Raw genomic sequence first — 22,630 nt, 5'->3', positions numbered from 1 at the left:
CTAAGTTTCGCTGTTTAGTTATTGGTGATAAACAATTATGGGAGAATATTAATAACTTTAACACTGCTCTAAAACTTTTAGACAAATATTAAAATTTGTATTATTATATCTTTAATAGAATTAATAGGTTTTCAAGTATAAAAAAATAGTATTAAGTAATATATGAAAATACATAATAGATACTGAAAAATAAAAATTCTGCCAATTAAAAAAAGTCCAACAGCCACTACCAGCAAGTTCCCCTTCTGTTTTACTCGCCTACTTGAATGTATCTAGGGAATCTTAGTTCTGGCTCTGGATGCTTTTGTCTGGAAATCCCACCTGTTTGAGAGCAGCATGCTCGAGTTTGGGAGTTCCAGACACGCTTTTTGCATCCAGAGCCAGAACTTAGAATCCCTTAATATATGAAAACAAGAGAAAAACAGAAGGGGAACTTGCCCCCCTACTGGGGAGTAAACGTCTGAACCTCTAAATCCCCATCAGTTGAAATATAATAAATAGGAGTATCTTGTCTAAATTTTTGAAAAAAAATCATTTTAGAAGTCACATTAATATTAGTAAAAACCCCTTTTTTAATAAGGATAGGATTGGCCCCATCTTTTTCGCAACGGTAAAGTCCATAATTATTTTTTTCAGCAGTTTGATAATAAATATTGTTATTGCAGATATTATAACAGTCAACTCGGTCTGATGTTAGTTGTTGTACTTCTTTTGTATTTATATTATAGCGACAAAGAGTATAATTCTGATTACAATTTATAAAATAGATAAACTCACCATCCGGTACTATAAAAAATGAGTTTTCTGAATAAAGCTTTGAAGTATCTTCAGTAATTGGATTGTAAAGAAACATGTGAAGGTTTTCTATTACGTTATTATAATAAAGTCCATTTTTAGAGATTCCGGTGGGAATTACGGGCTCTTTCAATAATTGCTTTTTTTCAGTTCCATCTATTTTGACCTGGTAAAGCGAAGCAATATTTGATTTGTCAAAATGCTGATAATATAGATAGTTTCCAATCAGTGCCGGATATTGTGTAGGCTCAGAATCTAAGACATTTAAATTTTTACCATCTAAATTGGTTCGACAAAGACTTTTTGTATTTATTTGTAGAAATGAAAAATCAGACTTATTACCTTGGTTATTTCGAGAATAAAATATATAATTACCATATACATTGATTCCAGAAACTTGATCAGAGTTAAGAATGGTAACATTGGAACCATCGCTATTCATTACATATAAAGCATTATTATCATATGGATTACTGAAATAAATCTTATTCTTATATTCACAAAATAATCCTTTATTGTTTAAATTGCCGGGTGTATTTCCTAAGGAATCTTTAGGATTGAAATGTGTTCTATTAAAAAAAACAACTGTTATTATCAAACCACCTAAAATCAAAATAATGGAAAATAGAATAGTAAGAGTTGATTTTAAGGAAAATTTTTTTTTCTTCATAACTGCTCCTCTCAAAATTATCTGTTAGTTTTTTACTAATTTAATTATAGAAGGATAAATCAGAATATGCAAGTATTCTATTCTAAGTTGAACATTTAATTAAAACTTGCGGTCATACAGCATTTTGTTATATATTATAAGTAATGACAAAGATACAGTGAGTTTGGTAAGGTGCAACTGGTTTTTAGAAACGTTACAAGAGAAAGCGGGAGGAAATACATCATGTTAGATTTGCAAGAAATAAGAAACGAGATCGATCAAGTTGATCGTGAAATAGTAGCTTTGTATGAAAAGCGAATGGAAATGTGTAAAAATGTTGCTGAATATAAAATACAGACAGGTAAAAAAGTATTCGATAACGAGAGAGAATTGATAAAAATACAAAAAGTTAGAGAATTGGCGAATAATGACTTTAATCGTCATGGAGTGGAAGAATTATTTGAGCAGATTATGGCTATGAGTCGGAAACTTCAATATAAACTACTGGCAGATCAGGGGGTAACAGGAAAACTTCCTTTTATAGCAGTTGATTCAATCCAAGATGAAAAATCAAGAATTGTCTTTCAGGGAACAGAAGGGGCATATAGTCAGCAGGCAATGAAAACATATTTTGGTGAGGACATTAATAGTTTTCATGTCGAAACATTCCGAGATGCTATGGAAGCGATAGAAGAAGGTGCCGCAGATTTTGCAGTTCTTCCAATTGAGAACTCATCTGCGGGAGTCGTTTGTGAAGTTTATGATTTATTGGTAGAGTTCGAAAATTATATCATAGGAGAACAGATAATAAAAGTAGAACACTCTCTTTTGGGAGTTCCGGGTGCCAAAATCGAAGAGATAGAGACGGTTTATTCACATCCACAAGCATTGATGCAGAGTACTAAATTTTTAAATCAGCATAGAAACTGGAAACAGATCAGCATTCAAAATACTGCAGTTGCTGCGCAAAAAGTTTTACAAGAAGGCGATAAGACACAGGCTGCAATTGCCAGTAGTTATGCTGCCAGTCTATATGGGTTAGAAGTATTAGAAGAAAAAATTAATTTTAGCAGCAATAATTCAACTCGTTTTATTATTGTAACGAATCAGAAAATCTTTTTAAAGAATGCCAAGAAGATAAGTATATGCTTTGAAGTACCTCATGAAAGTGGATCACTATACCATATGCTTTCTCATTTTATTTATAATAATCTGAATATGAATAAAATTGAATCAAGACCTTTAGCCGATCATAATTGGGAATACCGCTTTTTTATTGACTTTGATGGAAATTTAGCAGATGGAGCAGTGAAAAATGCATTACGCGGCTTAAGGGATGAAGCTAGAAATATGAAAATTCTAGGCAATTACTAATAAAAGAAAAGTAGAGGTGGATATAGAGTGACAACTTTTGTAGCGATAGAGATAGGATCATACGAAATCAGTATGAAAGTATTTGAATTATCGAAAAAAAATGGTATGAAAGAGATAGATTATATCCGTCATCGAATTGAACTTGGAAAAGAAGTTTATGCAGTCGGTGCAATCGGTCATGAGCAGATTGATGAATTATGTGATGTGTTATATGAATTTACTCAAATTATGAAGGGATATCAGATTGACGCTTATCAGGCACATGCAACAAGTGCAATTCGTGAAGCATCCAATATGTTAATCGTTTTGAATCGTATTAAACTTAGAACGAATCTGGATGTTCATGTTTTGAGTAATTCTGAACAACGTTTCTTACGATATAAAGCAATTGCATCTAAGGAAAATGAATTTAATAAGATGATTAAAAATGGAACAGCTATTGTAGATATTGGTGGAGGCAGTTTACAGATCTCACTTTTTGACAATGACAGTTTGTTTACAACGCAAAACCTTCGTTTAGGAACATTAAGAATCAGAGAAGCACTTGTTGATATCGAAAGTGAAACGATTGACTTAAGTTATCAAATAGAAGAATTAATTAATTATGAGCTCTTTGCATTTAAGAAAATGTACTTAAAAGACTGTGAAATAAAAAATATAATTGCAGGAGGAGATGTGGTTACTGAAATAATTCGAAAGATTACAAGAGGAGAGGAACAAGATTTCATTACAAGGAAACAATTGATGGAATATTGGGAACGATTGAATTATCACAGTAAAAAAGATTTAGTAGAGAAATTAGAAATTTCATCAGAGTCGGCTTCGTTAATTTTACCTGCGGCAATTATTTTTAGAAGAATTATTGAAGAAATGAATGCAGAAGTGATATGGATCCCGGGAGGAGCCTTAACGGATGGAAGTGCATATGATTATGCACAGCAAAATAAAATTATTCAAACACAACATAACTTTGAGAATGATATTTTAGCAGCGGCAAAACAGATTGCGAAAAGATATATGAGTACAAAAAGTTATATTAATGAGATAGAAAAATTGGCATTGACTTTGTTTGATGGAATGAAGAAAATACATGGATTGGGCAAAAGAGATCGTTTGTTGCTGCAGATTGCAGCTTTGCTGAATGAATGCGGGAAATATATCAGTTTGTCTTATTCTGCAGAATGTTCTTATAACATTATTATATCGACAGAGATTATAGGATTATCACATTTGGAAAGAGAAATGATTGCTAATATTGTAAAGTATAATACCTTGCCATTACCGCCACAAAAGGAATTGGCTAATAAACTAGATTCAGTAAGCTATCTGCGTGTAGCAAAGTTAACAGCAATTTTAAGGGTATCAAAAGCTTTGGATAAAAGTCATAAAGAAAAATTTAAGAACTGTAAGGTGGTATTAAAGGATAAGACATTACAAATTGTTGTAGATACGATGGAAGATATAAAACTTGAACGTACATGGTTAAAGAAAAAAGCAGAATTTTTTGAAGAAGTTTTCAGTCTACAGCCTATTATTAAACGAAAGAAAAAAATGTAGTTAAATACTTCATTACAAAGGGGGTAATCTGATGGAAGAGATGTTGAATTTTACAAAGGAAGAATATTATACAAATCGTGAAATAAGTTGGATAGGGTTTAATGATAGAGTATTAGGTGAAGCCAGGGATAAGAATAATCCACTATTTGAGAGAATTAAATTCTTAAGTATAACGGCTTCAAATTTAGATGAATTTTTTATGATACGTGTTGCTTCTTTAAAAGATATGGTACATGCAAAATATACAAAAAAGGATATATCCGGCTTAACGGCCAGTCAACAACTGGAACAGATAAATAAAAAAACTCATGAATTGGTTTCAACTCAGTATTCCACATACAATCGTTCTTTGTTACCTTTATTAAAGCAGAACGGATTACATGTATTAAGTGAGCACGAACAATTAAATGAAGAACAGGCAAAATATGCAGATAAGTTTTTCAAAGAAAACGTTTATCCCGTATTAACGCCTATGGCAGTAGATTCATCAAGACCGTTTCCTCTAATAAGAAATAAATCTCTTAATATCGGTGCTCTGCTATCAAAGAAGAATAAGAAAGAAGAATTTGAGTTCGCTACCGTTCAAGTACCATCTGTTTTAGACAGAATTGTCTTGCTGCCAAGTAAAAAGGATGAAGGTAAGACAATTATTTTACTAGAGGAAATTATAGAACGAAATATTCAAAAATTGTTTTTAAATTATAATGTAGTCTGTGCCCATCCATATCGTATTATGAGAAATGCAGACTTAACAATTGATGAAGATGAAGCGGCTGATTTATTAAAAGAAATTCAGAAACAATTGAAGAAAAGGCAGTGGGGCGAAGTAATTCGTTTAGAAGTGGAAGATAAAATAGATAAACGGCTACTGAAGGTCTTAAGGAAGGAACTGGAAATTCGTGATGAGGATATATACAAAATTAATGGTCCTTTGGATTTGACATTCTTAATGAAAATGTATGGAATGCAAGGGTTTGAAACATGGAAAATGCCAGAATATATCCCTAGACCAGTACCTGAAATACAGCCGGGAGATGATGTGTTCCAGCAGATTCGCAAAGGAGACATCCTGTTACATCATCCATATCAATCTTTTAATCCGGTAGTGGATTTTGTAAGACAGGCGTCAATGGATAAAGATGTTCTGGCAATCAAGCAAACACTTTATCGGGTTAGTGGAAATTCACCTATTATTGCAGCACTTGCGCAGGCAGCTGAGAATGGAAAGCAAGTTTCCGTATTGGTTGAATTAAAGGCTCGTTTCGATGAACAGAATAATATTGTTTGGGCAAAAATGCTTGAAAAGGCAGGATGTCATGTTATTTATGGTCTAGTGGGCTTAAAAACTCATAGTAAAATAACGTTAGTTGTAAGAAAAGAGGAAGATGGAATCAGGCGTTATGTTCATCTGGGTACGGGAAACTATAATGATAATACAGCCAAAATTTATACAGATTTAGGTCTATTGACTTGTTCAGCAGCTATTGGTGAAGATGCCACTGCAGCTTTTAATATGTTATCCGGTTATTCAGAACCATTATCATGGAATAAACTATCGGTTGCACCTTTGTGGCTAAAAAAACGATTTCTAAGAATGATACAAAGAGAAACAGAGAATGCGAAACAAGGAAAGAAAGCACATATTATTGCAAAAGCAAATTCTATATGTGATAGTTCTATCATAGCAGCACTGTATGAAGCTTCTTCAGCAGGTGTAAAAATTGAGTTGATTATCCGAGGCATTTGTAGTTTAAAAGTTGGTATTCCCGGTATCAGTGATAATATTGAAGTTCGCTCAATTGTAGGTAATTTTTTAGAACATGCCCGAATTTTTTATTTTTATAATGATGGACAGGAAGAAATTTATTTGGGAAGTGCAGATTGGATGCCAAGAAATTTAGAACGCAGGGTAGAAATCATGTTTCCGGTTGAAGATGATAAATTAAAAAAGAAAGTGATCCATATTTTAAAAGTACAGCTGAAAGATAACGTAAAGGCACATATTTTGCAGCCTGATGGGACTTATCAAAAACTTGATAAGCGGGGAAAACAGCTTATTAATGCTCAGGAAGTGTTTTGTTTGGAAGCGGATGAGATAGTGGAATCAGAAGAAACGTTATCTAATGATAGAGTTTTTGTCCCTTCTGAACACCATGATATTTAACAAATAGCTGCTTTTATATTATCTAGTACTTCGTAAGGAATTTTTAATCCTCCTGTACCAGAACCAAGATCAATATCCGGTTTATTGGAGCCGTGAAAGTCAGAGCCTCCTGAGATAAGTAGATCGTAATCTCTTGCCAGTTGTCTCATATTACTTTCATCAAAGCCTTTATTTCTAGAATAAATGGCTTCCAGCCCCATTAATCCGGATTCTTTTAAAGAAGATACAAGAATTCTTAATTCGTTCTTACTTAGACTGTAAAGCAGTGGATGAGCCAAGATAGGAATTCCTTTCGCTTTTTGTATCAATGCGATTCCCTGTTGTGGGGTGACTTTTTCACGAGGAATGAAATATTTGCAGTTATCTCCGATATACTTATGAAATGCCTGTTCCATGCTTTTGATGTATCCATGTTCTAAGAGATAACGTGCTACATGAGCTCTGGTAAGTACAACATCTGAACCAAATCTTTCTTTCATTTGTTTTAAGGAAATATCAAATCCGGCTTCTTGGTTTAATTTTAAAATCATTTTTTCATTACGTAAATCTCTAGAATTCTGAAATTGTTTCAAAGATTTCAGAAAATCAGGATCTTCCCAATTGATAAACAATCCAAGGATATGGACATCTTTTCCTTTATATTCTGTCGAAAGTTCTATGCCTGAAACCAGTTCCATATCATATTTAGAAGCAGCAGCAAAAGCACTTGACAGACCATCGACGGTGTCGTGGTCTGTCAAGGCAAGAGCTTTCAAGTTTTTCTTTTTTCCATAAACGATAATCTCTTCAGGAGAATAAGTTCCATCGGAGGCATTTGAATGTACATGTAAATCGATATAATTCATTTGAAAACTCCTATCGTTATTATTAATCAAGATTTAGCTTATTTTTCATAATATATTTGCTGATGAAGTAATAAATACCACTTAATATAATAGAAAATACTAAGGAAACAGGTATCGTTATTTGATAAACTTTTAAAACTTCAGCATTACTTATTTGACTCATATTAGATGTTATAGAACCAATAGCGACCATACCGACTGTAGATATTGTTTGAATTATCATGTAAATACCAACATATGCTAATATAGCTCCTAATACTTTATGTTTTGACATAAGCTGTCCGATACAAATACTTACTGTAAACATTAAAATTGCTGATAATATGCATACAAAAATATAAAAGATAATAAAGAGAACGCCCCCAAAGCCTGAAAAACCAAGGACTTTGTCTAAGCCATTATTCAAATTCGGAATTAATTCTGCAATACTATCCATTGTTTTTTCGTTAAATACTAAAATAAATACCGAAAGTATAACTGATACCGTATTAATTAAACACCAAATAAAAGCTACTCCAATTTTTGAAATTAATAGCTGATTTGTAGTTACAGGTAAAGTAAAAGTTAAATATCCCTCATCTGAAAATAAACTTTTATAAAATCTTACAACTATTATTACAAAAGTTATAATAGATGTAGCTATTATTAAAATGGTATAAAAAGTCATAGACAGTATAGCTAGTGCGACAAAAGCTTCATTTTCCAATAGACCTGTACTTAATAGGATTTTCCCCATAACCGTAACAACAAGTAAAATTAAGTGTAAAGGAAGCAGCCATCTGGATGTAGCCTTCCATTCAGCTTGAAATAATTTTCCTAACATTTGAATACCTCCCTAAAGATTGAATCTATCGATTTTCCTTGTTTTTCTCGCAAATCTTCTACAGAAGAAGTAAGTCTGATATGCCCGTTTTGAATAAATACTACTTCATCTAAAATATTTTCAATATCAGAGATAAGATGAGTAGAGAGCAGGATAGTAGCCTCTTCATCGTAATTGCTGATGATGGTATTCAAAATGTAATCCCTGGCTGCAGGGTCGACTCCGGCAATTGGTTCATCTAAAATATAAAGATCGGCTTTACGGCTCATTACAAGAATCAGCTGCACCTTTTCTTTAGTACCCTTTGACATCGTTTTTAATTTATCAGTAGGATTAATTCCTAGTTTACCTAACATTGAATAGGCTTTTGTAGGATTAAAATCCTCATAAAATGTTTTGAAAAATTCAATGATATCATTAACTTTCATCCATTCGTTCAAATAAGTTCTTTCTGGAAGATACGATACTATTTTCTTTGTTCCAACACCAGGTGTCATTCCGGATACGGTAAGTGTGCCGCTATTTGGAGTTAATAAGCCGTTAATAATCTTGATCAGTGTTGTCTTTCCACTACCATTAGGACCTAATAATCCAATGATACGTCCTTTTTCTAAAGTTAAATTGATATGGTCCAAAGCAGTTTTGGTACCATACATTTTAGTTAAATCTTTGCATTCAACTAAAGTATTCATAACTATTTCCCCTCCTTGATTCTCTGTTCCAATAGAGCAATTGTTTCTTCTTTTTTAAAGCCTAATTGTTCCATATGTTTAAAAAATTCATTGATTTGCTCAGCAGCTAATGAGTTCTTTAAATCATTTATCATTGTAATATCCTCCGTTATAAATCTACCACTGGTTCTTTGAGAATAAATTAAACCGGTTCGTTCTAATTCAGATAGAGCTTTTTGCATTGTATTTGGATTAACAGATGCGGTTGATGCAAATTCCCTTACAGAAGGGAGTTTGGTACCTGGCTCATAAACACCGGAAATTATATCCATTTGAATATGTTCAATAATTTGTGAATAAATTGGTCTGTCAGAATTTAAATTCCAACTCATAGGTATCACCTCTCATTTCTTGTATCACTGTATTAATTGTATAATACAATAATACGCAAAAAAAAGTGTTTTGTCAATAACTTTTCATAAAATTAATTAATATTTTCTAAAAAAGAGATTAACTTATCATTATCTTCAGGATTCATAATACAGAATCGGATAAATTTATTATCTAAAAATGGAAATGTAGAACAGTCTCGAATCATAAATCCTTTACGAATTGCTTTTTCAAATAAATCCTGAGAGGTTATATCATTATCTAAAATTTGCAGTAAAATAAAGTTTCCGGTAGGGGGGTAGACTTTATAGTGAGGGTTTTTTGACAGATGTTCAAAGATTAATTTACGTTCTGAGGATATTAATTTTTTGGTCTGCTGAATGTAATCGAAGTCGGTAAACATCAGCTCACCGGCAGCTTCAGCCAGACTGTTGATCGTCCATGGATTTTTTCGTTGATTGATAGCTCGTATCAAATCTTCGTTACCACATATCGCATATCCTAAACGAAGTCCAGGGGCAGCAAAAAACTTAGAAACTCCACGTAGTATTATAATATTATTATAATATCTTGTAAGCGGAATTGCAGTGATATCCTGCCAATTATCAGCAAATTCTACATAAGTTTCATCAACCATGACATAGATGTCATATTGTTTACAGGCATCTAATATAGCTCTCATATCTTTTTGAGAGACTGAACTGGAAGTAGGATTATTAGGATTGCATATTACAATTAAATCGATACTATCATTTAATTGTTCTATGAAATGAGATACATTTAATCGGAAATCATCTGATTCCTTTAATGGATAATAAAGTGAAACACCTCCGCCAAGGGAGACTTCACGCTCATATTCAGAATAAGTAGGACCTAAAATAAGCGCCTTTTTGGGACATCTTATTTGTATAAAGATTGAGATCAATTCTGTGGATCCGTTACCTACTATAATATAATCTTTATCTATACCGACATATTCTCCAATACAAGTTCGTAAATTTGTATAGTCTCTGTCCGGGTAGGTGGAAATTACATCAATTTTTTTAGATAAAGCTCGTTTTAATTTTGGAGAAATACCTAAGGGATTTACATTAGCACTAAAACTAACGATCTGCTCTTTTGGAATCCCATAAATCTGCTCTATTTTTTCTAAATCGCTTCCGTGAAAGTTCGCTGTTTGTGTCATAATACTTACCTCTATTTCTGTAAACTTAACTCAATACTTTAAATGGTTGCACTTGTATTAAAATTAGTGTTATAATTCATTATAAGTATTTTCGGGAAAAAAGCAACTCAATTATAGAATATAAAGTGGGTGGAGACTTTGTACAGAAGTATCAAAGAATTGGCAAATGGGATATTTCAATATGAAAAACCTAGAATCAAATTATCAGATAATCAAATCATCTTAAATATTCCTTCCGGTAGTGTCGGAAAAGGGAAAGTTCAGATTCAGGAAGCCGGAGGAAATAAAATCAAAGGAATCATTTATTCATCCAATCCGAGGATGATTTGTTTGGTGACCCGGTTTGAAGGAGAAAATGTTGAGATACCCTATGAATATGATACCAAAGGATTAGTCGGTGGAGATGTTCAAAAGGGAAAATTTTATATTGTCTCAAATGGAGGAGAATATACGATCCCATATGAAATAATGGTTGAATCTGTATTTGAAGTATCTTCTATTGGAGAAGTAAAGAATCTTTTCCATTTTGCTAATTTAGCCCAGACGAATTGGGATGAAGCATTTCGTGTATTCTATTCGAAAGAATTTGCCCAAATTTTTGAGAAGAATGAGAGAGAATATAAATTATTGTATGAGAGTTTTTCATCCAGTGCAAAAAACGAACAGAATATGGAAGCATTTCTAATAGCGATAAATAAGAAATCTAAAGTAGAATTTCAATTAGATAATGCCAATCCGGAAATAATGTTTGAGAATTTGGAAGAAAATATTTCTGAAAAAATAGTGATAACGAAAAACAATTGGGGATATTTGTATTTAGAAGTGAAAACAGATATGCCTTTTATCCAAATCAGTAAAAGTGTAATACAAACAAATGATTTTGTTGGTAAGAGCTGCATATTTGAATATATTATAGAGTTTGATAAATTACATGCAGGAAAAAACTTTGGGAAGATTACATTCTCCTCAGCCCATCAGTCAATTTCTTATACCATTTGCGTAAAAAAGGAAAAAGATGAAGCAGAACGTACGAAAACGAAAGAAAACAGTATAAATTTACGCAAGCTTCTAAACAGATATATTCAATTCCGTATGAAAAGCATCTCAGCTGCAACATGGGCAAAGGACTCTCTTACTTATTTAGAGCGTCTACATAATTTAGAGGAAGATAATCATTGGTATGAGTTGTTTCAAGCACAGGTCAGAATTATCAATCAACAGGTAGATGATGCCAGATGGTTATTAGAGCGTTATGCACTTGAAAATGAGAAGAATGAACAGAATCCGGACCAATATGGTTACTTTTTATATTTAACGACTTTATGCAATCCGGAAAAAGAATATATTAATAAAATCACACAGGAAGTGCAGATGCTGTATCAAAGAAATAGAAGCAGCTGGCGTTTATTATGGATTTTATTATATTTAGATGAAGAGTTAGAAAATAATAGAAATAAGAAACTCCAGGAAATTGAACAACAAATCGAAATGGGATGCAGCAGTCCGGTATTATATATAGAAGCATATTATGTACTATTGCAAGACTCTTATATGTTAAATCGTTTAGGAAAGGCTCAATTAAAAATAATTTCTTGGATTATCAAACAAGGTGCATTAAATCAGGAAATGGCCGGACAGCTTTTTCATCTAGCTTCTAGAGAAAAGAAGTTTTCTCCTTTGTTTTATCGAATTTTGGATATTGCTTGTGAGAAATATGGGAATAAAGAACACGTAGGAATTTTGTGTGGATATCTGATAAAAAATGATATGTGTCATAGTAAATATTTTAAGTGGTATGCAAAAGCCGTTGAATATGATTTGAGGATTACTCGTTTATACGAATATTTTATGATGTCTCTGGTAGAGAATGAGGAAATTGAAATACCACAAATAGTACTTATGTATTTTCAGTATAACAATCAATTAGATTATAGAAGAAAAGCTTTTTTATATGCCTATATTATCAAAAATAAAGAACGACATGAAGAAATATACCGAAATTATCGTCCTATTATTGAGAGATTTACAATTGATCAAATATTAGAACAGCATTTAAATGAGAATTTGGGCTACCTTTATAAAAACATACTTACTGATAAGATGTTGACAGTAGAGTTAGCAACAGCTTTGTCACATTTGCTATTTATGCACAAGATAATTTGTACCAATAATAATATGAAATATATTGTCGTGAGTCATTCTGCTTTAGAGAAAGAACAAGTCGTTCCATTAATTGATGGAAAAGCATATATTAGTATATTTACAGACGATTATGAGATTATGTTTCAGGATAAGTATAATCGCAGATATGGAAAAGAAATTAGTTATCAATCAGAAAGTTTATTGCCAAGAGATTCTTTATATCAGGAGTGTTTAAAGCTTTATCCATATTCCGTTGAATTGGCACTTTATTATTTTGAGCAGAAAAAAACTTTTAAAATACAAGAAGAAAATAATTTAAATATACTCTTTTTTATAGAAAAGTCGTCCTTGATAAAGGACAAATTCAAGAAAGATATCAGAACAGAAATCATTCAATATTATTATCAAAATTATGGTGAGTATACAGAGAGAGCAGAAGAATTTTTCTTACAATTAGATGATAGCAAATTGGATATTAGTGAAAGAGCAAAAGTAATTGAAATATTAATTATGAATCGACAGTATGAAAAAGCAATGGAAAAGATCAGTCAAAATGGATGGCATAGAATTTCTGCCAAATTACTTCTTCGATTGTGTACAAATTTTATTATAACTGAAGAAGAACAGTCCAATGAAAATGAATTTCTTGTTACGCTTGTATATGCTTGTGTGAAGAAAGGGAAATATAACGATATTATTCTTAAGTATTTAGTGAAATATTTTCAGGGAACTTTAAGTCAGATGATTGAAATCTGGGAACTCGCCAAACAATTTGAAACGGAAACCATAGAACTGTCACAAAGAATTATAATACAAATTCTTTTTACGAAAGAGTATACATCTAAAACGGATAAAATTTTTGAAGACTACTATCATAATGGAGCTGGAAAAGTAATTAAAATTGCCTATTTTGCCTATTTTTCTTATGAATATTTTGTACGGCAAAAGCGATTACCGGAAAATTTTGATAACTATTTGCTAAAAGAATATTTAAGAAAAGAAGAGTTAAATGAAATATGTAAGTTATGTCTTTTAAAATCTCTATCAGAAAAACAATTGAATGAACAAGAAGAAAATGTTGTAAAGGAGCTTTTGGAAGAATATATTGGAAGAGATCTGTATTTTAAGTTTTATCAAAATTTTCCTATAAATATAACGAATCGTTATCAATTAAATGATAAACTATTTATAGAGTATTCAACAAATCCAAAAAGCAGAGTAGAAATACATTATATGCTACATAGTCAGGAAAATAAAAATAGTTCTTTTATTGTGGAAGACATGCCTCTTATGTATGAAGGGATTTTTGTTAAAATGATCACTATGTTTTTTGGAGAAAATTTACAGTATTATATAACTGAAATATCAGATAAAGAAGAAGTGATTTCGGAATGTACAAGCATAAATAAAAGTGATCTGCCTGTTGAGCAAAAAGAAAGCAAATATGATTTGTTAAATGAAATCATTTTAAGTGTTACATTGCAAGATGACCATACTATGATTCATATGATGGAACGGTTCATGGAGAGAGAGTTCATGTCAAAGCATGTATTTAACATTAGGTAATCAGGAGGAATAAACATGCATTCTTCACGGGAAGAAAATCAATTATATATTGGATATGATCTGAATGACAGCTATGTTCAAATCAGTTATTTGGATCTTCGTATTAAGGAACCAAAATCTCTTAGTACTGTAATTGGAGGGGAGCAGTTACTGATACCTTCCGTTCTATGCAAGCGAAAAGGAATTGGGCAGTGGTATCATGGAGAAGAGGCAAAACGGGTTGCAAAAAGTGGAGAAGGAATCTTAGTAGAGCGTTTGGTTGATTTATGCAGGCAGACAAAAACGATTGAGATTGATGGCGAAACATTTGAAACGATAAAACTTTTGTCTTTGTTTGTGAAAAAGACTTTGAAGCTTTTGAATACGGTAGGGAAGATTTCTCAAATACAAAAATTTGTTTTTACGGTTGAAGAGCTGGATGATAAAACATTTCAAATAATGGAAGAGCTGCAGGAAAATATTCAAATTTCAAAAGAATGTTTTCACATACAGGATTATAAGGAAAGTTTTTATTATTATACATATAGTCAGTCTACACAGATTTGGAACAATGATGTAGAACTATTTGACATGCAAGATAAGAAATTAGTTTCTTATAGTATGAGAAGGAATAATAGGACGATACCTCAAGTAGTTACAGTTGAGGAGAACGTTTTTGGTGAACTCACTGCATTAGATTTAGGAGAAGAAAGCCTAAGTGAAGAAGAAATAAACGAAAAAAAGGGCAAAATATTTGAAAGAATTATTAATACGGTCTTTCAAAAAAGAGTAATTTCATCAGTATATTTAATCGGAGATCAGTTTGAACAGCCATGGGCACAAAATTCACTTCGGTTGTTATGCAAAGGCAGAAGGGTTTTCCAAGGTCAAAATCTATATACAAAAGGTGCTTGTTATGCAGCGTATTTTTTAACACAAAAAGTTTCCTGGAACAAAGTATACCTAGGAAAAAACAAGGTACGATCTAATATTGGAATGATGGTAAATAATAAAGGGAACTGGGAATACTTATCATTAATTAGTGCAGGTATTGACTGGTATGAGGCATTTGGTTCCTGCTTTATTATTTTAGATGAAATATCAGAGGTTGAGATTCAAATTCATCCGATACAAAGTACGGAAAAAGATACGAAAATATTTGAGTTAGACGGTCTGCCGAAACGACCGAACAAAACAACCAGACTAAAAATAGAAGTAAGTTTCAAAGAATGGAATGTTTTATCTGTAATTATAAAAGATATGGGATTTGGAGATTTTTATCCAAGTTCAAATAGAGTATGGAGTTTTACAGAGACGTTATAGAACCGATATCATATTAGAAAAGAGGGATGTTTTTTGGAGGGATTAATATACTGTAGTCAGACATTAGCTAAGAATCCTTATTACATACAAAACATTTCAATGAATATATATTCCATTGAAGAGCTCTGTTATTATTTGTGCAATAATTTATATCTGATAGATCAAAATATTAAAAGTGAAATGCTTTGCCAATGGATTGAAAATGAAATTGGAATGAAAAAATTAGCCGCAAAATTACGTCAATTAGTATTTGGATATGGAACAGACAGCATGTTTGTTGGTTATATCTTACGCTCTATACAATATTGTGAAGAAGAAAAGATTAAAGAAATAGAAGAAATATTAGAACAATTAAATAATAAATCAGAACACGAGAAACGAAAAATAAGGGCTGACAGACTTTTTCAAAATGGTAAATATATAAAAGCATTGATTGAATATAGAAAAATACTTGATGAACCAAAAGAACGAAATACACCCAAAGAATTATATGGAAAAATTTATCACAATATAGGAACTGTTTATGGAAAAATGTTTTTATATCAAGAGGCAATGGAATCTTTTAAGAAGGCCAATGAAGTTTTGAATGATGAAGAATCTAATTATGCTATGAATTGGTGTTTATATTATTTGGAGATGCAGGGGAATACTGTTATTGAGGAAGAGGATGAAAGTAAAAACGATAAAATAAAGCAGTTAATCAGGCAGAAAAGACAGGAATTGATGATGGAATTAAGAAGTACCCAGGAATATCTTCAATTGGAGAATCTAAAAAGTCTTAAGACGCAAGGAAGAGTGAATCAATACCAGGAAGCTGTGATAAATATTTTAGAACAATGGAAGAATGAATATCGTAAAAATACAGATTAAAAGGATAGATGTATGAAATTTTGGAAACGTATCTTTAAAAAAAATAAAAAACAGTTAAATAATGAACCTATAGATCAGATGGAACAACAGGTTGAACACTATGCTTTAGACAGTCTTGAGCAAATCATTGAATTTGTTAGTGAATTGGATGAAGTGAGCTTAGAATATGAAAACGTGACTTCTTACTTGAATGATATGCAGATTATTGATCAGATACCGGAGGAAATGCGAGTAGAAATCAATTGTGTTGCGGAAGAAATCATTAAAATAAAAGATAAACGTAAGGAATTTCAAAATTCTACAAATAAACTTACTCAAATGCAGTATATGGAAATTGAAAAGTTCGAAGATGAAATGCCTGCGTCCATAAAGAAATTAAGAGATAATGAATCTTATTTGTCGGCAGTAAAACGGGATATGCATCATGTAGAAGGTGAGAAAGGTGCCTGGGATTATGAAAGAAAGTATCTTTTAGATGAACAAAAGCTGTTGCAAAAATTGTTGTTTTTTATCAGTAGTATGTTTATTGTAGTATGTGCAGTAGCTTTCCTATTACAGACTTCATATTATATGGATTTGAATATGGTTTATCTTAGTGCTTGCTTTGTAGCAGTTATAACTGGCTTTTATATATTTTTAAGAATTCAAAAAAATTCATTGAAAATTCAACAGGTCCAGGTCAATTTAAACCATGCAATTGTAGTTTTGAATCGTATTAAAACAAAGTATGTAAATTTTACAAATGTAGTTGAATATACTTGTGAAAAGTATTCCGTTCATAATGCTCATGAGTTACAATATTTATGGGATCAATACATGTTGATGAAAGAACAAAGAAAAGCTTATAGCCGAACATCAGGAGATTTAGAAAAGTTAAATCAAAAGCTGATCAGGTCACTGCGTCAATACAATATCAATGATACCGGAGTATGGTTATATCAAGTCGAAGCATTGGTAGATAATAAAGAAATGGTTGAGATACGTCATAACTTAATTCTTCGCAGACAGAAGTTAAGAGCCAGAATCGAAAGTATCAATAAAAAACTGACAGAATTAAAAGAAGAAGTAATACAGTTTGTAAAAGAAAATCCATCCTATCGAAAAGAGGTAGAAGAAATTCTGAGTTCCATTGACAGTTTTGAAGGGATATGATAGTATAATATAGCGATTTACTTAGGTAAATTAGTAGTGTAAAAGAGTCATACACACTTAGGAGGATTATATGAAGAAAATAGTTGTTTTAGGACTGGCACTTATTATGGTTGTGTCATGTTTAGGCGGGTGTGGGAAAAGTAATAAGAAGGCAGTATCAGAGGATACTTTGATTGTAGGATTCGATTCCAATTTTCCACCTTATGGTTATAAAGATGATAAAGGCGAATATGTTGGGTTTGACTTAGATTTAGCAGCAGAAGTTGCCAAAAGAAGAGGCTGGGAATTAAAATTACAACCCATTGACTGGAATTCGAAGGATATGGAACTGAATTCTGGAACGATAAACTGTATCTGGAATGGATTTACTCTTAGTGATGAAAATAAAGATAAATACACATGGTCTAAACCATATGTAAATAACAGCCAGGTATTTGTGGTAAAGGCAGATTCAGGAATTAAAGAATTTAAAGATTTAGCTGGAAAAGCTGTTGCAGTTCAGACGGCATCTTCCGCATTGGAAGCTTTAGAGAGTGATGATAATAAAGAATTAACTGCATCATTTAGAGAGTTAGTTAAAGTTGGAGATTATAATAATGCATTTATGAATTTGGAATCCGGTACTGTAGATGCAATTGCTGTTGATATAGGAGTTGCTAAGTATCAGGTTGAAAATAGAGATAATAAATATGTAATTTTAGACAAGGTATTATCACCTGAACTTTATGCAATCGGGTTCAAACTTGGAAATACTGAATTAAAAGATAAAGTGGAAGATACTTTACTTGAGATGGTAAAAGATGGTACATTTGATGAGATTGCAAAGAAATGGGATCTGACAGAGAGTGTTATACTTGGCAAATAGTAAGAAAAAGGAGCTGTTATTGACTTAGCAGCTCTCTTATATTGCAGAAACGATTGAAGAATGTTTATGGGAGGAAGTTTCATGGATTTAAATACGATTCTACTAGAACTTGCAAAAGGAATGCAGGTTTCTATAGAAATTTTTGCTTTTACGCTAATATTTTCATTGCCTTTGGGTCTGGTTATTTCATTTGGAAGAATGGCAAAGAATCCGATTATTAGTACGGTAACCAAATTTTATATTTCAATTATGAGAGGAACACCACTCATGCTTCAGTTAATGGTGGTTTACTTTGGTCCGCATTATTTATTTGGAATGCAATTAAGTTTGTCATATCGATTCGTAGCTGCTATTATAGGATTTTCTTTGAATTATGCAGCGTACTTTGCAGAAATATATAGAAGCGGGATCGAATCAATGCCAATTGGACAATATGAGGCAGCAAAGTTGTTAGGATACAGCAGGCAGCAGACATTTATAAAAATAATTTTACCCCAAGTAATTAAACGTATTCTTCCTTCTATAACGAACGAAGTAATCACACTAGTAAAAGATACATCCTTAGTCATAGTTATCTCAGTTATGGAAATGTTCAGTTATGCTAGAGAAATTGCATCGGCGCAAGGTATCATTACTCCATTTATAATTGCAGGTGCATTCTATTATTTATTTAATTTATTCGTAGCTTTTATTATGGAGAAAATTGAGAAGAAGCTAAGTTATTACCGTTAGGAGGATATTTATGAATTTGTTAGAAATGAATCATGTACAAAAAAGTTTTGATGGTCTAAACGTACTAAAGGATATCTCCCTATCGGTAAAAGAGGGTGAAGTTTTATCCATCATAGGCCCTTCCGGTTCAGGCAAGACAACATTATTAAGATGTGCTACTATGCTAGAAACTATGGATGCGGGTGAGTTGAATTATCTTGGGAACAAAGCTGTATGGAATAATGAACATGGAAAAGCAGTTTACGCTACAAACGAACAGTTAAAAAAGATAAAAGAATATTATGGATTAGTATTTCAAAGTTTTCATTTATTTCCGCATTATTCTGTAATTAAAAATATAACAGATGCGCCGATTCATGTACAAAAGAAAAGTAAAGAGGAAGCGTATAGAACGGCGAGAGAATTATTGAAGAAAATGGGATTAGAAGAGAAAGAAAATGCATACCCATATCAACTTTCCGGGGGACAGCAGCAAAGAGTAGCGATTGCAAGAGCCTTGGCATTAAATCCAAAAATCTTATTTTTTGATGAACCAACATCGGCCTTAGATCCGGAACTTACCGGTGAAGTCTTAAAGGTGATTCGTTCATTGGCTGATATGCATATGACAATGGTAATTGTAACTCATGAGATGGCATTTGCACGCAGCGTATCGAACAGAATCATTTTTATGGATCAGGGTGTAATTGCAGAACAGGGTACTCCTGAGGAATTATTCAATTCTAAAAACATACGTATGAAAGAGTTTTTAGGCAAGTTAAATGAAGATAATTAATAAAAAAATGGAAGGCAACTATTCTGAAAAAATTTCAAAGAATAGTTGCCTTATTTTTATATATAATTGATAGAAAAAATTCATAACATAATCAAGTGAATTTTGCTTGTTTTGTCGAAATTTGTCTGTTAGTATGAGAGTGTGTGAATATATAAGAATCATTAGATTAAGAAAGAGGTGTTGTTATTGAAAAAAGACAGAATTTTTAAAAAGACAAAAAGGTTATTTGCTTTGTTTACATGTTTTTTAATGATTGTAACAAATTGTATGGTATCTTTTGCAGCAGATACGATAAAAGCAAGTAATACTCCGGTCGAAGATTATGGGATTTTGACATCTGTTAAGATAACGACAGATTCAGAGGGTAAAAACGAAGTAGTGAACGGTCAGAAGGTGCATATTTATGGTTCCGTATATGTAAATTATACATGGAAGTTGAATGGGCATACTTCGGGAGATATTGTAACATTTGATTTGCCCGATTCTCTTAGCGCAGGAAGTAAGGCGATTAGTTTTTATCTCTATGCCCCGGATGGAGTGACAAAAGTAGGATTGGTAGAGGTACCAAAAGATTCAAATCATGCAACAGTCACGTTTTTAGACGATCCTGACAAAGATGGTGATTATTTAAAAGATCATACAGGGATAACGGGGACAATGCAGTTTGCAGCAGTTTGGAAATCAGGAATTGAAACAGGGAAAAAAGAAATTACTTTTGTTTATGATACAACAAGTAAATCCTATAACATTGATATTTATAATGACCAGGGAGATGATGCTCCAATTTTAGAAAATATTAATAAATGGGGATTTTATTATAATGATGACGGAAATAAATATGTGTCTTGGGAAGTTGACATTAACAGTGCACTCAAATCCAATGTTGATTTTTCAAAAGGTACTTTTACAGAACAATTAGGACCTGGACAAAAATTAATTGAAGATTCGATAAAAATTGTAAGGCGATATTGGGATAGTAGTTCATCCTCCTATAAGTTTGAAAGATTGCGTATGGATGGTAAAGATTATCCGGCATTTACCCAATACATAAAAAGTTTTACAATGACGCGTGATGCCAACAATAATGCGACAGGTTTCTATATTGAATTTGTTGATGGTCCTATTAACGGTGAGTTTATGTTTGGCTTTGATTCAGTGACTTTAGATGGTGTCAAATTAGGTCCAACAGAATATACGAATTATGCTAAGTTTACGAAAAATGATAGCGAGGTATATGAAGTAAATGTAAATTCCATTGATCGTTCCGGCAGAGGGGATGCAGTGGGGTATATGACTAATGTTAAACTCAAGAAGATAGATGAAGCAAATCATAGTGCATTGGCAGGAGCCGAATTTAAATTAGTCAAAGGAACCACAGAAGACGGTGAAATTGTTCGTGATCATTTAATCACAGATACAAATGGCGAAATTAAAATAAATTCATTGAGTGAAGGCACTTACAGTTTGGTGGAAACGAAAGCACCTATAGGTTATAAACTGGATACAACGCCTCAGACATTTGAAATTGATTATAACAAGGCAGACAGTAATCGTAATCTGTATATTGATTTGTTCATGACAAATGCTTTACTGGATAATTCCATTCAAATAACAAAGAATTATGAAGAGTCTGATGAAAAATTAGAAGAGGAAGATTTAGCAGAATTTACCATTTTTAGAGAAGATGGAACTGTTGTAGGTAAAATGAATCGAACTGGGAATGTTTATACTTATAAAAATATTGTTGCAGGTTCCTATTATATAGAAGAGACAAAAGTTCCGGCTACTTATGTAAAAGCAGAAAAGTTATATTTCATTGTAAATCCGGATCGTTCTATTCAGATTACATATGCTGGTACATCAGCAACAAATGTCACACAAGGCAGTCAATATGATGTCAGTGCAATAATCGAAAATAAAATTCATCGTGGACGAATTACTTTAGTAAAACATGAATTCAAGAACCGGGATAAAGAATTACAGGGAGCGATATTTAAATTACAGAAAAAAGAGTTGGGGACCTATGTGGATGTAGAAGGAAAAACAAACCTGATTACTGATAAAAACGGAAAAATCGTAGTGGAAGATTTACTTCCGGGTGAATACCAATTTATAGAAACAAAGGCTCCGGAAGGTTATCTTTTGGATAAAACGCCGATCGTATTTCAAATCGGTCCAAATAGTTATGAAGTAGTTACATATAAAAGCAATAGGAAAAAATTAGTACCAAAAGTAAAAGGATCTAAGGAGTTAAATCCAAATATAAAAGAGACGAAGACAACTAAAACGACCAGTCAACTTAAGGCAGCTACAACAGGAAATAAAGTTACTGCACCAAAAACAATGGACAATGTAAATACATCGGTATGGATTGTTTTATTCGTATTTAGTTCTGGGTGTTTATGTTTACTTAGAAAGAAGAAAAAAATATAAAAATTTGCATAAGGAGGTTTTATGCAGCAAGATATAAAAAGAAATTATTCACAAATTTCTATGGTATCAGGTATTTTAAGTATTGGTTTCTCTTGTACCGGTTTCAATATTATTTTAGGTATTATAGCTATTGTTTTAGGCATATTAGGAAGAAGAACAGTAGATAATAAATTAGATGGAAGATCAATTGTTGGAATTATTACCGGAGTTATAGGAATACTGTTGACTTTTGTTACTATATTTATTTTTATTAAATTAATAAATAATCCTTTAGCTGGGCTGCCGAAATATTGGATTAAATAAAATTATAATATTTATTAAAAAAGGGGCTGTGAAAAA

General features: G+C 32.1%; 18 protein-coding genes. 12 read left to right on the top strand and 6 right to left on the bottom strand.

Annotation, left to right across the window (positions count from 1 at the left end):
* Positions 1-442: 442 nt before the first annotated feature.
* Positions 443-1,465, bottom strand: coding sequence for a DUF5050 domain-containing protein (locus tag DWV06_RS13575; protein WP_115482732.1), 1,023 nt, complete (start codon positions 1,463-1,465; stop codon positions 443-445).
* A 222-nt stretch (positions 1,466-1,687) separates the two neighbouring features.
* Here DWV06_RS13575 and pheA point away from each other — a divergent pair, with 222 nt between their 5' ends.
* From pheA to DWV06_RS13560, 3 genes are read left to right on the top strand one after another with little or no spacing between them, the layout of a single operon-like run.
* Positions 1,688-2,818: a prephenate dehydratase gene (gene pheA / locus DWV06_RS13570; RefSeq protein ID WP_115482731.1), complete on the top strand. Its 1,131-nt coding sequence runs from the start codon at positions 1,688-1,690 to the stop codon at positions 2,816-2,818.
* A gap of 27 nt (positions 2,819-2,845) precedes the next feature.
* Positions 2,846-4,375, top strand: a complete 1,530-nt coding sequence (locus DWV06_RS13565; RefSeq protein WP_235828969.1) for a Ppx/GppA phosphatase family protein — start codon at positions 2,846-2,848, stop codon at positions 4,373-4,375.
* Positions 4,376-4,406: 31 nt separating this feature from the next.
* Entirely contained in the window at positions 4,407-6,539 is a 2,133-nt protein-coding gene (locus tag DWV06_RS13560) for an RNA degradosome polyphosphate kinase (protein ID WP_115482730.1), read from the top strand.
* Here the strand turns inward: DWV06_RS13560 and DWV06_RS13555 are convergent.
* The 5 genes from DWV06_RS13555 to DWV06_RS13535 all read right to left on the bottom strand — a co-directional run bounded on the left by DWV06_RS13555 (position 6,536) and on the right by DWV06_RS13535 (position 10,454).
* The gene (locus DWV06_RS13555; protein ID WP_115482729.1) at positions 6,536-7,384 is read right to left on the bottom strand and encodes a PHP domain-containing protein; all 849 of its coding nucleotides are present in this window, start codon (positions 7,382-7,384) and stop codon (positions 6,536-6,538) included. The genes DWV06_RS13560 and DWV06_RS13555 overlap by 4 nt on opposite strands.
* A 22-nt stretch (positions 7,385-7,406) precedes the next feature.
* Positions 7,407-8,207 (bottom strand): hypothetical protein, encoded by an 801-nt coding sequence (locus DWV06_RS13550; RefSeq protein ID WP_115482728.1) that lies wholly within the window; start codon positions 8,205-8,207, stop codon positions 7,407-7,409.
* Positions 8,201-8,899 (bottom strand): ABC transporter ATP-binding protein, encoded by a 699-nt coding sequence (locus DWV06_RS13545; protein ID WP_115482727.1) that lies wholly within the window; start codon positions 8,897-8,899, stop codon positions 8,201-8,203. Before DWV06_RS13545 ends, DWV06_RS13550 begins: the two co-directional genes overlap by 7 nt.
* Before the next feature lie 2 nt (positions 8,900-8,901).
* Positions 8,902-9,270: a GntR family transcriptional regulator gene (locus tag DWV06_RS13540; protein ID WP_115482726.1), complete on the bottom strand. Its 369-nt coding sequence runs from the start codon at positions 9,268-9,270 to the stop codon at positions 8,902-8,904.
* Positions 9,271-9,362: 92 nt separating this feature from the next.
* Positions 9,363-10,454, bottom strand: a complete 1,092-nt coding sequence (locus DWV06_RS13535) for a pyridoxal phosphate-dependent aminotransferase (protein ID WP_115482725.1) — start codon at positions 10,452-10,454, stop codon at positions 9,363-9,365.
* A gap of 138 nt (positions 10,455-10,592) precedes the next feature.
* Here DWV06_RS13535 and DWV06_RS13530 point away from each other — a divergent pair, with 138 nt between their 5' ends.
* From DWV06_RS13530 to DWV06_RS13490, 9 genes are all read left to right on the top strand, one after another.
* Positions 10,593-14,162: a DUF5717 family protein gene (locus DWV06_RS13530; RefSeq protein WP_115482724.1), complete on the top strand. Its 3,570-nt coding sequence runs from the start codon at positions 10,593-10,595 to the stop codon at positions 14,160-14,162.
* Positions 14,163-14,177: 15 nt separating this feature from the next.
* Positions 14,178-15,464: a DUF5716 family protein gene (locus DWV06_RS13525; protein WP_115482723.1), complete on the top strand. Its 1,287-nt coding sequence runs from the start codon at positions 14,178-14,180 to the stop codon at positions 15,462-15,464.
* Between the two features lie 33 nt (positions 15,465-15,497).
* On the top strand, positions 15,498-16,334 hold the full coding sequence (locus DWV06_RS13520; RefSeq protein WP_115482722.1) for a hypothetical protein: 837 nt from the start codon (positions 15,498-15,500) through the stop codon (positions 16,332-16,334).
* A 12-nt stretch (positions 16,335-16,346) separates the two neighbouring features.
* Entirely contained in the window at positions 16,347-17,486 is a 1,140-nt protein-coding gene (locus tag DWV06_RS13515) for a hypothetical protein (protein ID WP_115482721.1), read from the top strand.
* A 70-nt stretch (positions 17,487-17,556) separates the two neighbouring features.
* Entirely contained in the window at positions 17,557-18,351 is a 795-nt protein-coding gene (locus tag DWV06_RS13510) for an amino acid ABC transporter substrate-binding protein (RefSeq protein WP_115482720.1), read from the top strand.
* Between the two features lie 81 nt (positions 18,352-18,432).
* A complete protein-coding gene (locus DWV06_RS13505; protein ID WP_115482719.1) occupies positions 18,433-19,083 on the top strand; it encodes an amino acid ABC transporter permease in 651 nt (216 codons plus the stop codon).
* Between the two features lie 10 nt (positions 19,084-19,093).
* Positions 19,094-19,858, top strand: a complete 765-nt coding sequence (locus tag DWV06_RS13500) for an amino acid ABC transporter ATP-binding protein (protein WP_115482718.1) — start codon at positions 19,094-19,096, stop codon at positions 19,856-19,858.
* Between the two features lie 186 nt (positions 19,859-20,044).
* On the top strand, positions 20,045-22,291 hold the full coding sequence (locus tag DWV06_RS13495; RefSeq protein ID WP_115482717.1) for a SpaA isopeptide-forming pilin-related protein: 2,247 nt from the start codon (positions 20,045-20,047) through the stop codon (positions 22,289-22,291).
* Positions 22,292-22,312: 21 nt separating this feature from the next.
* Positions 22,313-22,594, top strand: a complete 282-nt coding sequence (locus tag DWV06_RS13490; RefSeq protein ID WP_115482716.1) for a DUF4190 domain-containing protein — start codon at positions 22,313-22,315, stop codon at positions 22,592-22,594.
* Positions 22,595-22,630 lie beyond the last annotated feature (36 nt).

It is taken from the genome of Anaerosacchariphilus polymeriproducens, assembly GCF_003363435.1.
Classification (GTDB): Bacteria; Bacillota; Clostridia; order Lachnospirales; family Lachnospiraceae; genus Anaerosacchariphilus; species Anaerosacchariphilus polymeriproducens.
The sequence above is the reverse complement of the archived record's forward strand: the minus strand, read 5'-3'. Positions and strand labels throughout refer to the sequence as shown.

What these genes read in the sequence shown, in the direction of transcription:
- DWV06_RS13575 (WP_115482732.1), bottom strand. Translation starts at nt 1,465, where the DNA reads ATGAAGAAAAAAAAATTTTCCTTAAAATCAACTCTTACTATTCTATTT.
- pheA (WP_115482731.1), top strand. Translation starts at nt 1,688, where the DNA reads ATGTTAGATTTGCAAGAAATAAGAAACGAGATCGATCAAGTTGATCGT.
- DWV06_RS13560 (WP_115482730.1), top strand. Translation starts at nt 4,407, where the DNA reads ATGGAAGAGATGTTGAATTTTACAAAGGAAGAATATTATACAAATCGT.
- DWV06_RS13555 (WP_115482729.1), bottom strand. Translation starts at nt 7,384, where the DNA reads ATGAATTATATCGATTTACATGTACATTCAAATGCCTCCGATGGAACT.
- DWV06_RS13550 (WP_115482728.1), bottom strand. Translation starts at nt 8,207, where the DNA reads ATGTTAGGAAAATTATTTCAAGCTGAATGGAAGGCTACATCCAGATGG.
- DWV06_RS13545 (WP_115482727.1), bottom strand. Translation starts at nt 8,899, where the DNA reads ATGAATACTTTAGTTGAATGCAAAGATTTAACTAAAATGTATGGTACC.
- DWV06_RS13540 (WP_115482726.1), bottom strand. Translation starts at nt 9,270, where the DNA reads ATGAGTTGGAATTTAAATTCTGACAGACCAATTTATTCACAAATTATT.
- DWV06_RS13535 (WP_115482725.1), bottom strand. Translation starts at nt 10,454, where the DNA reads ATGACACAAACAGCGAACTTTCACGGAAGCGATTTAGAAAAAATAGAG.
- DWV06_RS13525 (WP_115482723.1), top strand. Translation starts at nt 14,178, where the DNA reads ATGCATTCTTCACGGGAAGAAAATCAATTATATATTGGATATGATCTG.
- DWV06_RS13515 (WP_115482721.1), top strand. Translation starts at nt 16,347, where the DNA reads ATGAAATTTTGGAAACGTATCTTTAAAAAAAATAAAAAACAGTTAAAT.
- DWV06_RS13510 (WP_115482720.1), top strand. Translation starts at nt 17,557, where the DNA reads ATGAAGAAAATAGTTGTTTTAGGACTGGCACTTATTATGGTTGTGTCA.
- DWV06_RS13505 (WP_115482719.1), top strand. Translation starts at nt 18,433, where the DNA reads ATGGATTTAAATACGATTCTACTAGAACTTGCAAAAGGAATGCAGGTT.
- DWV06_RS13500 (WP_115482718.1), top strand. Translation starts at nt 19,094, where the DNA reads ATGAATTTGTTAGAAATGAATCATGTACAAAAAAGTTTTGATGGTCTA.
- DWV06_RS13490 (WP_115482716.1), top strand. Translation starts at nt 22,313, where the DNA reads ATGCAGCAAGATATAAAAAGAAATTATTCACAAATTTCTATGGTATCA.